The sequence below is a fragment of the Parasegetibacter sp. NRK P23 genome, from assembly GCF_023721715.1.
Classification (GTDB): domain Bacteria; phylum Bacteroidota; class Bacteroidia; order Chitinophagales; family Chitinophagaceae; genus Parasegetibacter.
This window is the reverse complement of record NZ_JAMDLG010000001.1, coordinates 3,548,589-3,563,484: the sequence shown is the minus strand read 5'-3', so window position 1 is coordinate 3,563,484 and position 14,896 is coordinate 3,548,589. Positions and strand designations below refer to the sequence as shown.

General features: G+C 48.0%; 10 protein-coding genes and 1 tRNA gene. 5 read left to right on the top strand and 6 right to left on the bottom strand.

All coding sequences use genetic code 11. From position 1 onward, the window contains the following. Positions 1-61 precede the first annotated feature (61 nt). The 5 genes from M4J38_RS14410 to M4J38_RS14390 all read right to left on the bottom strand — a co-directional run bounded on the left by M4J38_RS14410 (position 62) and on the right by M4J38_RS14390 (position 7,629). Positions 62-1,861, bottom strand: coding sequence for a RagB/SusD family nutrient uptake outer membrane protein (locus M4J38_RS14410; RefSeq protein ID WP_251760340.1), 1,800 nt, complete (start codon positions 1,859-1,861; stop codon positions 62-64). Positions 1,862-1,880: 19 nt separating this feature from the next. Continuing rightward, positions 1,881-5,333, bottom strand: coding sequence for a SusC/RagA family TonB-linked outer membrane protein (locus M4J38_RS14405; protein ID WP_251760339.1), 3,453 nt, complete (start codon positions 5,331-5,333; stop codon positions 1,881-1,883). Between the two features lie 243 nt (positions 5,334-5,576). Further along, positions 5,577-6,683: a FecR family protein gene (locus M4J38_RS14400; protein WP_251760338.1), complete on the bottom strand. Its 1,107-nt coding sequence runs from the start codon at positions 6,681-6,683 to the stop codon at positions 5,577-5,579. 49 nt (positions 6,684-6,732) lie between these two features. Next, positions 6,733-7,323 carry an RNA polymerase sigma-70 factor gene (locus tag M4J38_RS14395; protein WP_251760337.1) on the bottom strand — a complete coding sequence of 197 codons (591 nt, stop codon included), beginning with the start codon at positions 7,321-7,323 and terminating at the stop codon, positions 6,733-6,735. Between the two features lie 135 nt (positions 7,324-7,458). Beyond that, positions 7,459-7,629, bottom strand: a complete 171-nt coding sequence (locus tag M4J38_RS14390) for a hypothetical protein (RefSeq protein ID WP_251760336.1) — start codon at positions 7,627-7,629, stop codon at positions 7,459-7,461. A gap of 139 nt (positions 7,630-7,768) precedes the next feature. Between M4J38_RS14390 and M4J38_RS14385 the strand changes: the two genes are divergently transcribed. Both M4J38_RS14385 and M4J38_RS14380 read left to right on the top strand, forming a co-directional pair. Then, on the top strand, positions 7,769-8,002 hold the full coding sequence (locus M4J38_RS14385) for a hypothetical protein (RefSeq protein ID WP_251760335.1): 234 nt from the start codon (positions 7,769-7,771) through the stop codon (positions 8,000-8,002). Positions 8,003-8,365: 363 nt separating this feature from the next. Continuing rightward, positions 8,366-9,808, top strand: coding sequence for an ATP-binding protein (locus M4J38_RS14380; RefSeq protein ID WP_251760334.1), 1,443 nt, complete (start codon positions 8,366-8,368; stop codon positions 9,806-9,808). A 305-nt stretch (positions 9,809-10,113) separates the two neighbouring features. Here M4J38_RS14380 and M4J38_RS14375 read toward each other — a convergent pair. Then, positions 10,114-10,195, bottom strand: a tRNA-Leu gene (locus M4J38_RS14375). Positions 10,196-10,260: 65 nt separating this feature from the next. Between M4J38_RS14375 and M4J38_RS14370 the strand changes: the two genes are divergently transcribed. The 3 genes from M4J38_RS14370 (at position 10,261) to tig (ending at position 14,835) form a co-directional block, all read left to right on the top strand. Continuing rightward, positions 10,261-12,504, top strand: coding sequence for a bifunctional (p)ppGpp synthetase/guanosine-3',5'-bis(diphosphate) 3'-pyrophosphohydrolase (locus M4J38_RS14370; RefSeq protein ID WP_251760333.1), 2,244 nt, complete (start codon positions 10,261-10,263; stop codon positions 12,502-12,504). A gap of 31 nt (positions 12,505-12,535) precedes the next feature. Then, positions 12,536-13,348: a universal stress protein gene (locus tag M4J38_RS14365; RefSeq protein WP_251760332.1), complete on the top strand. Its 813-nt coding sequence runs from the start codon at positions 12,536-12,538 to the stop codon at positions 13,346-13,348. A gap of 125 nt (positions 13,349-13,473) precedes the next feature. After that, the gene (gene tig / locus M4J38_RS14360) at positions 13,474-14,835 is read left to right on the top strand and encodes a trigger factor (RefSeq protein ID WP_251760331.1); all 1,362 of its coding nucleotides are present in this window, start codon (positions 13,474-13,476) and stop codon (positions 14,833-14,835) included. Positions 14,836-14,896: the final 61 nt, after the last annotated feature.

The window sequence follows — 14,896 nt, the reverse complement described above, 5'->3', positions numbered from 1 at the left end:
AGCTTATATAGAACAGCAGGCGTGCAGGCTTAAGCCCGCAAGCCTGCTGTATGAAGGCCCGCTATTCCCAGCCGAAAAGCTGCGGGGCCAGTTTTGGATTCAGGGTAAGTTGGTTAAAAGGTATAGGACGGTAATAGTATTGCGGTTCAATGAACGTGCGCATCCTGTTATCGGTTACAATCGCCCCGCCGTTCTGCCCATTCTTCAAGTATACCGTTACGTTTTCGCCGAAATTCCCCGCTTTATAATACACCAACCGTACGCCCAGGGAATTCGTTTCCTGCGCGCTTGCCGGTGGGATCGACGCGGACTCACTGATCAGAATAATATCCTCCACGCCATCACCCGTAAGGTCGTATTTGCCGAGACCCGGGAAATACATGCCTTCCGGGATTTTCTCCAGCGCTTTCCCGGCGTGCCAACGCATGAGATCATCGAACCGGTAACCTTCTGCTGCAAACTCAACCCTTCGTTCCCGTCTTATTTCGAGGATCACCCCTTTATTAGCGCCCGCTACAGCAGGATACTTTCCCGCCATCAGGGGATCAACATCCGCATTCGCCACCATCATCAACAACGACGGCATGCCTGCGCGTGCACGAAGCAGGTTGATGGATTTATCCAGGTCCGCCAGTGTAAGCGTTTCAAGTTCCGCTTTGGCTTCAGCATAAATCAGCAGGGCCTCAGCATAGCGGTAAGCCGGAAAGTCCACGCTGTTGTTTACCTTGGTATCCGTAGTGTTGATATAGCCCTTCAGTTGGTGGTATCCGGTAAAGTTTTTATTCAACCGCTGCACATAGGGCGCAGTATTGCCGGCCATTATAAAGCCAGGATACATCAACGTTTGCGACAAGCGCGGATCCCTGTTCTCAAACTCTTTCACGAAACCAAAAGTTTCGTACCCGGGCTGGCTTGTAAAGCGTTTACCATCTTTCATAAGATAGGATTGCACCAGATCGCGGGAGGGTGACATTTCATAGTCGATCACATTGCTGTTGTTGTTGCCGTTCCTGTTCTGATCCTGGTCGTAAATACTGGCCAGCAATACTTCTTTGTTGTTCGCAAGACTGGCGCTGTTGAACAGGGTCGCATAATCGCTTTGCGGCGCACCCGTGTTGTGCAGGGCGAACTTACCAGATACCATGATTTCATTGGCTACTTCGGCCGCTTTCTCCAGAAAAGAGGCGGCGGTGCTCTGCAGGTTGAGTTCGGGATGGTAACGGCGGTAAGTACCCTCATACAAGGCGTGTCTGGCATAAACCAGCTTTACGACCCATTTCCCGGGGGTGCCGGTGGGCACGGTTTCACGGACATGGGCAGACGCGAATGCAAGATCGGCCATGATGCTGTCGATCACCAGAGCCCTTGGATCCCGTGCTTTGTAAAGGGCCTGGTCATCTCCTGGCGTCAATGTGGTTGAATACCAGGGCACATTAGAAAAACGTTTTACCATGCCCATATAAAATTCAGCCCGGTAATAGCGCGCCAATCCGGCATAGTGGTTTTTGGTAGCCTGGGGAACCGCGGCGCGGTCATAATTTTCCAGAAAATAATTAATGTTCCGGAGCCGTCCCCAACTCCAGCCGCTGGTGATGTTCTGCGAATTCGGCGTACCGGTCATCATGGATTTGATTTCCTGCGCGCCGGTGGTGGCCTTATCATCGGTGTTCTGATCGGCCAGGTAATTACCGCGGCCAGGTATGGATACCAGGCCATTCACGTATAACTGAAGGTCTTCTTCAGTATTGAAAAACAGGTCAGGTGGAATGGAAGTTTGGGGGAAACGGTCCATGAAGTCTTTCTTGCATGATGCCATAACAAATGCCATGCAGAGGAAGAGACAGATATGATGCTTTTTCATTTTGTCAACTTTACTGTGGTTAGAAATCAAGGTTTACACCGGCAGCGTACTTCCGTTGGAAAGGGTAGGCCCAGCCGTATCCATCCGCCACCGCTTCCGGATCAAAGTACTTTTTGATGGAGGAGAATTCAAACAGGTTCTCTCCGGTGAAAAATACGCGGACACGACTTGCTTTTATGCTCCTGGTCACCGACGCAGGCAGCGTATAGCCCAACGTGAGATTTTTAACACGCAGGTAAGCCGCGTTCAGCATGTATTTCGTTTGCGGAATATCCAGTCCGGCTCCGTAGTTGTTATCGGCCATCCAGGATTGCAGGATAGGGAAATAAGCGCCCTTATTTTCATCGGCGAGCCCCGCGGCGAGGTAAGAAGCCGAATGCCTGTCGCGGTCAGTGCCTGTTTCAGATTCTCCACGGTAATAGTCCAGGTTCCAGGGATAAATCCCGGCGTAAGGTTGTTGGTAGGGCCCCCAGAAAAGGTAATGCTGCGGGTAAAAATCCTGCTTGCCCACGCCCTGAAGGAACACGGACAAATCGAAACCGCGCCATTCCATATCCAGGTTCACCCCAAACCGGTAACGGGTGCTGCTGTTGCCGATTTTTTTAAGATCGCCGGGCGCTGTTTCCGTATTGCCCATGGTAATCTTGCCATCCTTGTTCTGGTCCACATACCGTGGCCATCCTTCCACCACTTCCAATGCGCCCCAGGGAACGATCGCCGACTGGTCAAGCTTGCTTACCGCATCGGCGGATTCAAAATAGCCATCGTTTTCCAGCCCCCAGATTTCCCCGATGTATTGCCCCACCCTGTAATTGTTCAACAGAGACAGGTCATTTTTATAGCGTGTTATTTTACTGCGCGAATCAGAGAGGATTACCCTGGTACCAAATGTAAATGGTTTGGAACCGAGGTTAAACGTGTTGCGGTAACCCGCGGTCAGTTCAAAGCCCCGCGTAGAGAGGTCCGCCACATTCTGAACCGGTGCGGCTGCACCCAGTACAGCCGGCAGTTCAGCCACGGGGCCAAGCATACCAGTGGTATTTCGGATGAAATAATCGAATCCGATCTGGACCCTGTTGTTCAGCAAACCGATATCGGTGCCCAGGTTGAAGGTGTTTACCTTTTCCCAGGTATAAGTGTCCGGATCAATGGCCAGTGAAGGCGCGCCAGTTACTATAGTAGGAAACGCGTTGTTGATGATGTAGGACGACCTTCCGGTTGGAAGCGTTTGAATATATCCGAAATCACTTACATTCTGGTTACCGAGATCACCATAGGAAACCCTCAATTTAAGCGTGGACAATAAACTGAGCCCGCGCATAAAGTCCTCTTCGCTGGCGATCCAGGCAGCGGATACAGATGGAAAGAAGCCGTACCTTCTTTGCCTGGGGAATCGGGAAGAGCCGTCGCGGCGGCCATTGGCCTCCAGGATATACCTGCCTTTGTAGGTATAGTTAAGCCTTCCGAAAAAACTACGCAAAGCGTAAGTGGTGTAATCCGCACTCAGCGTGGCGGTTCCGGTAGTAAGCGAAAGATAAGGCAGGGCCGAAGATATCAATACGTCCCGCGCGGCCTGTTCATAGGACCATACGTACTCTTCCTGGTTAAAACCGGCCATCAACTTCAGGTCATGGTCAGCTCCCAGTGTTTTGCTATAGTTGGCGTAAAGATCATATACATCATGCTTCACCGTTCCGTTCCGCACACTCACAGAGCCGCTTCCCCCCTCTTCGCGGATATCTTCAGGACCGAATCCGATCTTGTATTTCTGAAAATCCGTGTTGTAGCGCCATAGTTCTCGTTTCATGCTGGCGCTTCCGGTTATCGTCAGGCTGTTGTCAAGAAAACTGGCCACGCCGCGGAAAATATTCTGGAAACCAAATCGTGTCTGTTCGTTGCGACCGCCGTCTGTCAGTTGCGCGCCAAGTCGCCCGGCACCGGTGTTGGCCCATGTTCCATCAGGATTTTTTGCCACCTGTGTGGGCTGCAGGTAATACAGGTCAGTGATTGAATAACTGGGAGAGGAAGTGATGGTCTGATAGACATTCAGGTTGTTGTCTATTTTCAATCCCTTTACCGGACTAAAGTTCATCCTTGCGCGCAGGGCATACCTGTTCCAGTCGTCCCTGGCGAGTTTGTTCAGGCCGTTTTCTTTGGTGTAATCCGCTGAAATCAGGTAACCGAAAGGCTTTCCCTTTCCCATATCGGCACCGCCGCTGAAACTGATGTTATGGTTTTGTGACGAACTTGACCTGTTGAAAAAATAATCATTCCAGTTGTTGCTGCCCATATAAATCCAGCGATTGGGATTATTGGGATCAATCCTGGTGTCCTCAACAGCAGGATTTTCGGAACGCTCCTTTGCCCACTGGTACTGGTAGTCCGTATAGTTTACATAGTCCCAGGGTGTATTGTCTGTAGATGTCTCCAGCACCCTGGAATAAATGTACGGATCAGTAACCTGGTCGGGCAACACGGTACTGCGCGACCTGGAGAAGTAGTTGTTGTAACTCACGCGCTGCTTGCCGTTACCCGCACCCTGCTTCGTGGTGATAAGGACTACGCCAAACGCCGCTCTGGCGCCATAAATCGCCGCGGAAGCAGCATCACGGAGTACGGTGATGGAGGCGATATCAGCCGGACTCACACGCAGCAGGTCATCAGTGGTGCCGGCAATACCATCAATAATAATCAGTGGCGCCGCGCCGCCGCCAGTCAGCGTTGTAACACCGCGCACATTGATGGATGGCGTGGCACCGGGCCTTCCGCCGGGATAAGTAATATTCAGTCCGGGACTCAATCCCTGCAACCCCTGGAAAACATTGGCGATAGGGCGTTTCGCAAGTTCTTTGCCAGCGATCTGGTCCACGGCGCCGGTTACGCTGATTTTTTTCTGCGCGCCGTAACCTACCACCACAACTTCGTTCATTGAATTTTCAATCGCATTGAGTGTAACGGTAATCGATGAGCGCCCTTCCAACGGAACTTCCTGTTGGTTATACCCAACAAAGGAAAACACCAGCACGCCCTGCTCCGGTATAGTCAACTCAAACCTGCCGGCTTCATCCGTAGCGGTTCCTACGGAAGCATTCTTCAATTGTACACTTACGCCCTGAAGCGGCTCACCCAGGGCATTCAGCACCCTTCCCGTAACAGCCATATCTTTATACTCATTACCACGAGGTGCTATCAACACCAGGTTCCCTTTCATCATACGGAAACCAAGTGTGGTACCGGCAAGGGCCTTTCCCAGCAGTTGCTGTACGCTCAGCTCCCCGGCTTCCAGGTTTATCTTCCGGTTCAATGGCACATAGTCATCATTATACACAAATCGGTATTCCGTCTGTGCTTCAATACAATGAAAAACCTTTTCAAGACTGAGCTTTGAGGCTGATAAGGTTATTTTTTGCGCATGTCCGTTTGCGTGAATCTGCACACAACATACGAACAGGAAAAACACGGAAAGTTTCATATACAGAAACAGTTTAAGATGGCTTCGGTGAGGACAAAACCATTTTTGAAGTAAGCTTTTTTGCATACCTTTATTTTGTTGGTGAATGATGTTGTACACGTCCTAAAGTGAAACAATAGCACAAGCCAACGACCGCGGGAAATGGACCAACATTTCCCGTTTTTATTGGGCGTGCCGCTTGATGATCAGACTACAGGTTTCCTTTGCATGTTGATTTGTTTTGGTTAAAAATGAACAAACTGTTTATTCGATCCAGATAGTTCCTTCTTTATCCATCGTATAGTGGAAGGAGCCTGTTGCTTCCAGTGTTTCAAGAATGCCGTTCAGTGATTCACCTTTGAAAACACCGGTAAACAAAAGTGTTTTTCGCTCCGCCTTCCTGAATCGTATGACCACGTTAAACCAGTTTTCCAGCATAACCGCCACCCGCTCCAGTGGCATCTTCTTAAAAGCGATCGTGTTGTTTTTCCAGGCGGTTTCTACTAAAATTGAATCCTGGATAGTAGTCATCATCGATCTGCTCTGCACAGTCGCTTTAATTCCGGAGGCCGGTTTTGCCGCGGCGCTTACGTCTTTTTTATCCGCTGTACCCGAAGGCAATATTACCTGCTCATTTGGCTTCAGCATGATGCGTTCCCTGCTCACGGCAGCAATCACCTCAACCGATCCGTGGACCAGCGAAGCCGTGGCGCTGTCTTCGTCCGGATAAGCCCTCACATTAAACCCCGTTCCAAGTACACGCAGTTTAAAAGCATTGGTATGCACAAAAAAGGGACGGTTACTGTCTTTGGCGATTTCGAAATACGCCTCTCCGCTCAGGCGCACGTTTCTGGTAGGGCCGCTGAATGTGTTTTCATATTCAAGGGTACTGGATGCATTGAGCCATACGGTGGAGCCATCGGGCAGGTTAAGCCGTGTTTTTTTACCCTTTGGTGTTGAAGTTGCCTTGGCAAAATGCACGGTATCGGTATCCTGATGATGCTTGTGCCGGAACGCGAATTTCCACGTAGCAAAAAAAACCAGTACCACAGCCGCGGCCACGCTGCTATACCGAAGCCAACGGACTGTATTCGATTTTTCAATTGAAACCTCGATACCGTCAACCACCTCCTTTAAAGCTTCCGCAGCCGCAAGCCGTTCTTTGTGTCGTGCCATCAACCTTTCGGCCTCGGGTTTACTATAAGGCCGGAACTTGTCGGTCCAGCCATATTGCAATACTTCAGCAACAAAAGACGCATCAGGATGTTCCTGCATCAACCGGTCAAGTTCTTCCGCTTCTTCCGGGAGTATCTCTCCCGCCGTTCTGCGTGCAAGGAGTTGCCAGATGCGGTCGTTTATCTTTTCTTTCATAACCTGTACCTACATAAACAGATTATGGAAACAAAATCCCTAAAAGAATTCAGCAATTTTTTTCAGCCAGGTAACAATGCGCGATTTCAGCAGACATATTCAACTTAATGGCAAGGGACAATTTTTTTAACGCGACTGCGAGTTGCGCATCTACGGTTTTGGAAGAAATATGAAGCAGTTCCGCCACCTCATTGTAAGAAAGACCATCCATGCGTATAAGCCGGAATATCAACTGGCAGCGGGGCGGCAATTCGCTGATGGCCTTTTCAAGCGCAAGCTGTACCTCCCTGGACACCAGGTGGTGTTCCACAGCCGGTACAACGGCAAGCGCATCCGTATCCAGTTCATCAAAGGAGATAAAATTCTTTTTCTGCGACAACTCATTAAGCGACCTGTTTCTGGTGCAGGTGTACAGATAAGGAAGCGGGCGGGTAATATGGGTCAACTGGTGGCGTTTCTGCCAAACCATAATAAATACATCTGAAACAATCTCCTCCGCCTGAACAAAGGAACCCAGAATCGCCGCGGAAAAATGAATAAGTTTCGGCGACAGCGAAGAGAACAAGGCCTCATACGAATGCACACATTGGTCCTGGCATATCCGGTAAAACAGTTGCGCTATGTCCATGTCCTTCCGCATGGCGTAAAATTATAGAATGTGGCAGGAAAACACTTGCGCGGTATATTATCGTTTTGTTTCCAGCAGTTCTATAAAAGCAAAAGCGTAAGAAGCTTCCGAATTTTATTTTCGACTTTATTATAGGGACTATGCGGGTCAGGTCCTGTCGCGCTCACTGCGCTGCCTTTCCTTCAACTCACTGGTTGGATCAGAAACATCAGATGGAAGATTTTTTTTGTCGCGGTTATTCCTGATAAACAGGAACAACACCAGTGCCGCACCGGCCACTCCAACAAGCACTACCGAAAGAAGCTGCGTATTAGTCATTGCGGCTGTATTTTGTGTACATAAAATTACTGTAACTGTTCGAGACCAGTTTCTACCTAACGATAAAATCCTCTGCCTTTAAAAAACTTAACACTGGCTGCATTATCTAATTGTTAAGTTTGTTGAATAAGAAAATGGTATGCCCAAAGAACGTAAAAAGAATACTGCACGGTTGCTGATACAACAAAAGCTAACTAAAGCTTTCGCGAGTCTGGAAAAGGAAATCGGGGAAAAGAAATTCAGGAAAAAGATCAAAAAAGCCGGGAAGATCCTTGCTGCAGGAATTGGCACGGCAAAACAAAAGTCATCCCCTAAGGACACAACACCCAAAGCGGCCGCTGCTGTAAAGCAACGCGTACAGGAAACAGAATAAAGATTTCGTTTGGGTGCCTGAGAGTTGTGTGCTCGTTTTTCTCAGAAACAGTATACGCTCAAATATGCCTATCCATATGTGGTCTCCGTTTAAATCGGGGAATATTCATAATGGGTTGCATTTAAATAACCTTATAGGATTTTCTTCTTTGCCTTCACTTCTAGCTTCCCATTTCACCTCATCTGAAAATCGGTAAGAGTTTTTAAGTGCCGCCAAAATCCTCCTTTTTAAGCATATTTTGGAGATTATGAAGCATTATTATCCGCCAAAATAGTCATATTTTAACTTATTTTGGAGAGTAATAAAATATAATACTCGCCATAATTTGGGAAATTAATATTTTTGCTTCATAATTAAGAAATTATGGAAATGGTTATAGGGAGGAAAGAAGAAATGAGAATCTTAGACCATAAGCTTTCTACAGGCAGCCCGGAATTAATCGCTGTGTATGGAAGAAGACGGGTCGGAAAGACCTATCTGATTCGCACTTATTTGAAAAAAAATATTGTATTTGAACTGGCCGGTATTCATGGCGCTAAGATGGGCGACCAGTTGAAGAACTTTAGCCTGGCACTGGGGAGAGCAATCAACAGCCCTGCGCCAATAGCAACTGCCAATAGCTGGCTGGAAGCATTTTATGATCTGGATAAATATCTATTGGATAAAATCGATCCGGAAAAGCCAGCGGTTCTTTTTTTTGATGAGTTTCCCTGGCTGCATACACACAGGTCAAATTTTCTTCGCGCGTTTGATCATTGGTGGAATAGCTCTGGGACAAAACGCCCTAATCTCAAAGTGGTGATATGCGGATCAGCAGCTTCCTGGATGATTGAGAAAATTTTAAATGACAAGGGAGGCCTTCACAACCGGGTCACCCAAACAATAAGGCTTCTGCCATTTACATTGAGTGAAACGGACATGTATTTAAAGTACAAAGGAGTCCAACTGGATCATTACCAAACGCTGCAGGTCTATATGGCTATCGGTGGCATTCCATACTATTTACAACATATTTTACCTGGAGAAAGTGCCGCGCAAATAATAGATCGTCTCTGTTTCACCACGAACGGACCGTTACGAACCGAGTTTAAAAATTTATTTGAATCATTGTTTATACATTCTGATCAACACGAAAAAGTAATACGCGCGCTTGTAAAAAGAGCCAAGGGTTTGACAAGAGACGAAATTATTAATGAATGTGGTTTCACGACCGGCGGTGGCACCACAAAAATGCTCAAAGAACTCGAAGAGTCAGGGTTTATTTCAAGCTATATTCCGTTTGGCAAATCCGTGAATGAAAATATCTATAGGCTATCCGATGAATACGCTCTTTTTTATCAGAAATTTATTGAAAATGCCAAAGCTACTGGTGACGGAACCTGGCTCAGACAAATCCAAACGCAATCATATAAAAGCTGGAGTGGATTCGCATTTGAATCTGTTTGCCATAAGCACAGCAAGCAAATTAAAAAGGCACTTGGGATAGGGGATGTTCTAACAGAAGAGTCCTCCTGGCGATATCTTCCACCAAAAGGAAGCGGAATGCAGGGAGCACAGATTGACTTGTTGCTGGATCGGCAGGATCGGACAATTAATGTTTGCGAGATGAAATTCGCAGGTGATGAATTCGTAATTGATAAGAAATATGCGGAGGAGTTAGACAGCAAGCTAAATGTATTCAAACGGGAGACTGGTACAAAGAAATCACTATTTCTTTCCATGATTACAACCTATGGTGTTCGGAAAAACAATTATTATACGGGTAGAGTGCTACGGGAAGTGAAAATGGAGGATTTGTTTGATTAATGGGGAATTTATCAGCGCTTTTTCCAATAAACTGAAAAACGGGAATAGAAAAAACACTGCTGGATTGAAAATGCGGTTAATCAAGAGATAACTCAGTTCGCCGGTGGCTATGGCCAGACAAAAGCTTAGCTACTTTTCAGCCTTACTACTCATCCAATCTGGACAGAGTTTAAACCGTTCATTTATAAATCCAGGAGTGCTGTTCCAGATATAGCGAACTTTCTGAACAACAAAACGGCCATCCCCTAAAGAATAGCCGTTTTAATTTCTGTGAGTTCTTCCCACCTGGGAAAAATTTCATCGCGTGCGGATGATAGGAATCGAACCTACATGGGTCACCCCGCCAGATCCTAAGTCTGGTGCGTCTGCCAGTTTCGCCACATCCGCAATCGAAAGCAGGGCGCAATATTACAACTTTTTTCCTTAACTTTTGAATACTGTAAATTTGAAGCATGGATACCGTAGTTGCGCAACCTAAGTACAATCTGAACGAGGAAGAAGAAAAAAAGCTGATTCTCCGGGAATACCGGTCATTGTTGAGGGCCCTGAAAACAAAACTGAAAAAAGGCGATAAAGAACTGATCCGTACCGCTTTTGAAATGGCCGTTGAGGCGCATAAATCGATGCGAAGGAAAAGCGGGGAACCGTATATTCTGCATCCTATTGCCGTGTCGCACATCTGTGTGGAGGAGATCGGGCTGGGGGTACGTTCTTCTATTTGCGCCCTGCTCCATGATACAGTGGAAGATACCGATATCACCCTGGAAGACATTGAAAGGGAGTTCGGTCCCGAAATCGCCCGTATCGTGGATGGACTCACTAAAATATCCAACGTAATAGATGCCAATTCTTCCCAACAGGCGGAGAATTTCAAAAAGATACTCCTCACACTCACCGACGATCCGCGGGTGATCCTCATCAAACTGAGTGACCGCCTCCACAACATGCGTACCCTCGACAGCATGAAGCGGGAAAAACAACTGAAGATCGCATCAGAAACGGTTTGGGTATACGCCCCCCTCGCCCACCGCATGGGGCTTTACAACATCAAGACCGAACTGGAAGATCTTTCCATGAAATACCTGGAACCTGATACCTACCGCGAAATCGCCCGGAAACTGGCCGAGACCAAACGCGAAAGAACCCGATACATCAACGAATTTATCCGCCCGCTCCGCGATCAGTTGGAGAAAACAGGCTTTCATTTCGAAATCCACGGGCGTCCGAAAAGCATTCATTCCATCTGGAATAAAATGAAGAAAAAAGGCGTGGCCTTCGAAGAAGTGTACGATCTTTTCGCCATCCGCGTGATCCTTAATTCTTCTCCCGAAAAAGAAAAGGAAGAATGCTGGAAAGTGTATTCCCTCATCACCGACCAGTACACACCCAGCCCCGAACGCCTCCGCGACTGGCTCAGCAACCCGAAATCGAACGGATACGAAGCGCTCCATACCACCGTGATGGGACCGCAGGGCAAATGGGTGGAAGTGCAGATACGCACCCACCGCATGAACGAAATCGCCGAAAAAGGACTCGCCGCCCACTGGAAATACAAGGAAGGCACCAACGATGAATCCCGCTTCGACAAATGGTTCCACCAGATCCGCGAAGTGCTCGCCAACCAGGAAGCCGATACCGTCGATTTCCTCCAGGACTTCAAAACGAGTTTCCTCGCGGAAGAAATATATGTATATACCCCGAAAGGCGATGTGAAGATGCTGCCCGTCGGCTCCACCTCCCTCGATTTCGCTTTCTCCATCCACAGCGCCATCGGCTCCAAATGTATCGGCGCGAAGGTGAACCACAAACTCGTTCCGCTGAGCCACAAGCTGCGCAGTGGCGACCAGGTGGAAATCATCACTTCCAATAAGCAACGTCCCAACGAAGACTGGCTGAACATTGTGGTGACCGCAAAGGCGAAAACCAAGATCAAAGACGCGCTGAAAGAAGAAAAAAGAAAGATCGCCGAAGAAGGAAAATATACGGTGCAACGAAAGTTGGAAGGTATGGGCGCCGCATACAATCAATACAATATTGATGTGCTCACGGCCTTCTACAAACAGGCATCCACACTGGATTTTTTCTACCAGGTTTCCATCAAATCCATCGACCTGAAGGAACTGAAAGAGTTCCAGGTACTGGGTGATAAACTGGAACCGCCCAAACCACCAAAACCGGTTATAGAACACAAACCGGAATACAACGAGCAGGCGTCGAACATCAACCGGAAGGATACGGAGCTGATTATTTTCGGGGAAAGCAGCGACCGCATCGTCTACAACCTCGCCAACTGCTGTAAACCCATTCCCGGCGATGACGTGTTTGGTTTCGTGACCACTGGAAAGGGCCTTACCATCCACAGAACCAATTGCCCGAATGCCGCTAAACTGATGGCCAACTACGGTCACAGGGTGGTGAAAACCAAATGGGCGAAGAACAAGGAAATCTCCTTTCTTACGGGCCTGAAAATTGTAGGACTGGATGATGTGGGCGTGGTGAACCGCATTACCAACCTGATTTCCGGGGAACTGAGGATAAACATCAATGCCATTACTATTGAGGCGCGGGAAGGCTTGTTTGAAGGGAACATCAAAGTATACGTGCACGACAAGGAAGAGCTGGAGGAACTGGTAACGCGCTTGCTGAAACTCCCCGGTATTGAACGCGTGGACCGCTACGATACGGAAGAGAAATAACGTTGATCTTATTCATTCAAAACTATATTTTATGATACTCGTTCCCACCGATTTCTCCAATGCCGCAAGAGCAGCAGCGGAATATGCCGCTCAACTTGCCGCCGCCACAAAACAGAGCCTGTTGTTGTTTCATGCTTATATGTTACCAACGCCCGTATCGGACCTGCCGTACGTGATGGTAACCGCCGACGCCTTGCAGGAAGAAAATGAAAAGATGGCCGCCAAAGAAGCGCAAAGGCTGAACAACCTTTACCAGGTGCCCGTGGAATGGACCGTTCGCATCGGTGTTCCTTCAGCGGAAGTGGATGTGCTTACGGAAGAAAAAAACATCGGTTGGGTGGTGATGGGTATGAAAGGTGAAAACGGACTGGAAAAACTGATCGGCAGCACCACCACCAATACATTGAAAAAGGTAAAAGTTCCGGTAATCGTGGTTCCCGAAGGATGCTCCTTCCGCCCTTTGCAAAAGATCGCCTTCGCCACCGATTTCAATCCATCCCTGCCCCAGAACGTGTATGACAGAATATTTGAACTATCCGAACATTTTCAAAGCACACTTGATGTACTCCATGTTTCCAAACAGGATGAACTGAGTTCCGAAGAAGCCGCTGGTAAAATAAGAATGTCCGCGGTATTAAGCAATGTGCCCCACGAATACCACGAAATCCAGGAAAACAAAGTGGTGGACGGCATCCTCCATTACCTGGAACAGCAACCTGCCGACCTGCTGGTGATGGTGGCGCAACCCCATCCCTTCCTGGAAGGACTTTTCCACACCAGTCAAACCCGGAAAATGGCTTTCAATACCCCGATCCCCTTGCTCGTGATCCATCAAAAACACTAGTTATCAATCATTTAAAAGAAAGGACCGCTATTTCCGTTTCGCCCGTTCCCATAGTGTAAAAAATTGTACCTTTGCAGCCCCCAAACAGGGTTTAGAATTCATTTTATACACTTAAATAACTGATAATGGCAACCGTTACGAGGGAAAATATCGGTTTACTGAACGACAAGATCACAGTAAAAGTAGCCGGAGAAGACTATCTTCCTTCCTTTGAAAAAGCGCTGAAAACATACAGCAAAACAGCTAATATACCTGGCTTCAGGAAAGGAATGGTACCCGCAGGACTTATCCGCAAAATGCACGGCCAGTCGGTGTTCACCGACGAAGTATTGCGTTCCGTTGAAAAACAACTGAACGATTACATGACCACCGAGCAACTGGAGATTTTCGCGCAGCCCCTCCCCATGCCCGAGAACGATGCCCGCCAGCTCGATCTGAACAACCCCGCTGAATACGCGTTTGCGTTCGAGATCGGCCTGAAACCCAACTTCTCCATCACCGATCTTTCCAAAGGAAAATTCATCGGTTACAAAGTGGACATCACCGAAGAGATGATCGACGAAGAAGTGAGCAGGCTCCAACTCCGCCACGGAAAAATGACCGACCCCGAAACAGTTACCTCCGACGATAATGTGCTGAACATCACTTTTAAAGAAGCCGATGAAGCAGGTAACGCAGTGGAAGGTGGCATCACAAAAGACAACTCCCTCCTGGTAAAATATTTCTCCGAAGCTTTCCGCCCCCAACTGATGGGCATCGCGGCAGGAGCTACTTTCACCACCACCATAGCCAACGCGTTCGAGGGTAAAGAGCAGGAATGGGTACTGGGCGATCTCGGTCTTACAGCCGCTGATGCCGGTAAAAACTTCATACTGGAAGTAACCAAAGTTGGACTGGTAGAACGTTCTGAACTGAATGAAGAATTCTTCAAGCAGGTATATCCCGCCATCGAGATCAACTCCGCGGACGAATTCCGTGCGCAGGTGAAAGCTGAGATCGAACAACACTGGGCCGCTCAAACCCGCAACCAACTGCACGACCAGATCTTTCACGCACTGGTGGATGACACGCAGATCGATTTCCCCGAAACTTTCCTGAAACGCTGGATGCAGTTCAACCAGGAACAACCCAAAACCGCAGAACAGGCCGAAGCCGAGTTCCCCGCGTTTAAGAACCAGTTGAAATGGACCCTGATCGTTGACCAGATCGTGAAAGACAACAAGATCGAAGTTGGTCCGGAAGATATCAAAGCTTTCGCCAAACAACAGCTTTTCGGTTACATGGGCATGCCCACTTCAGGTGATGACCAACCCTGGATCGAAGATTACGTGAACCGTATGCTGAAAGACCGCAAATTTGTGGAAGACAGCTTCCACCGCATCCAGACCGAAAAAGTTTTCGGATGGGCGGAAACACAGGTGAAACCTAAAGAAGAGAAGATCAGCACCGATGCTTTTACAAAGCTGGTGCAGGAGCATAAGCACTAATGCTTCTGATTTAAATAATAAAAAATGCCCCGGTAAATTACCGGGGCATTTTTTATTGAAG

Coding starts and splice junctions, on each gene's coding strand:
- M4J38_RS14410 (WP_251760340.1), bottom strand. CDS start 1,861: ATGAAAAAGCATCATATCTGTCTCTTCCTCTGCATGGCATTTGTTATG.
- M4J38_RS14405 (WP_251760339.1), bottom strand. CDS start 5,333: ATGAAACTTTCCGTGTTTTTCCTGTTCGTATGTTGTGTGCAGATTCAC.
- M4J38_RS14400 (WP_251760338.1), bottom strand. CDS start 6,683: ATGAAAGAAAAGATAAACGACCGCATCTGGCAACTCCTTGCACGCAGA.
- M4J38_RS14395 (WP_251760337.1), bottom strand. CDS start 7,323: ATGCGGAAGGACATGGACATAGCGCAACTGTTTTACCGGATATGCCAG.
- M4J38_RS14390 (WP_251760336.1), bottom strand. CDS start 7,629: ATGACTAATACGCAGCTTCTTTCGGTAGTGCTTGTTGGAGTGGCCGGT.
- M4J38_RS14385 (WP_251760335.1), top strand. CDS start 7,769: ATGCCCAAAGAACGTAAAAAGAATACTGCACGGTTGCTGATACAACAA.
- M4J38_RS14380 (WP_251760334.1), top strand. CDS start 8,366: ATGGAAATGGTTATAGGGAGGAAAGAAGAAATGAGAATCTTAGACCAT.
- M4J38_RS14370 (WP_251760333.1), top strand. CDS start 10,261: ATGGATACCGTAGTTGCGCAACCTAAGTACAATCTGAACGAGGAAGAA.
- M4J38_RS14365 (WP_251760332.1), top strand. CDS start 12,536: ATGATACTCGTTCCCACCGATTTCTCCAATGCCGCAAGAGCAGCAGCG.
- tig (WP_251760331.1), top strand. CDS start 13,474: ATGGCAACCGTTACGAGGGAAAATATCGGTTTACTGAACGACAAGATC.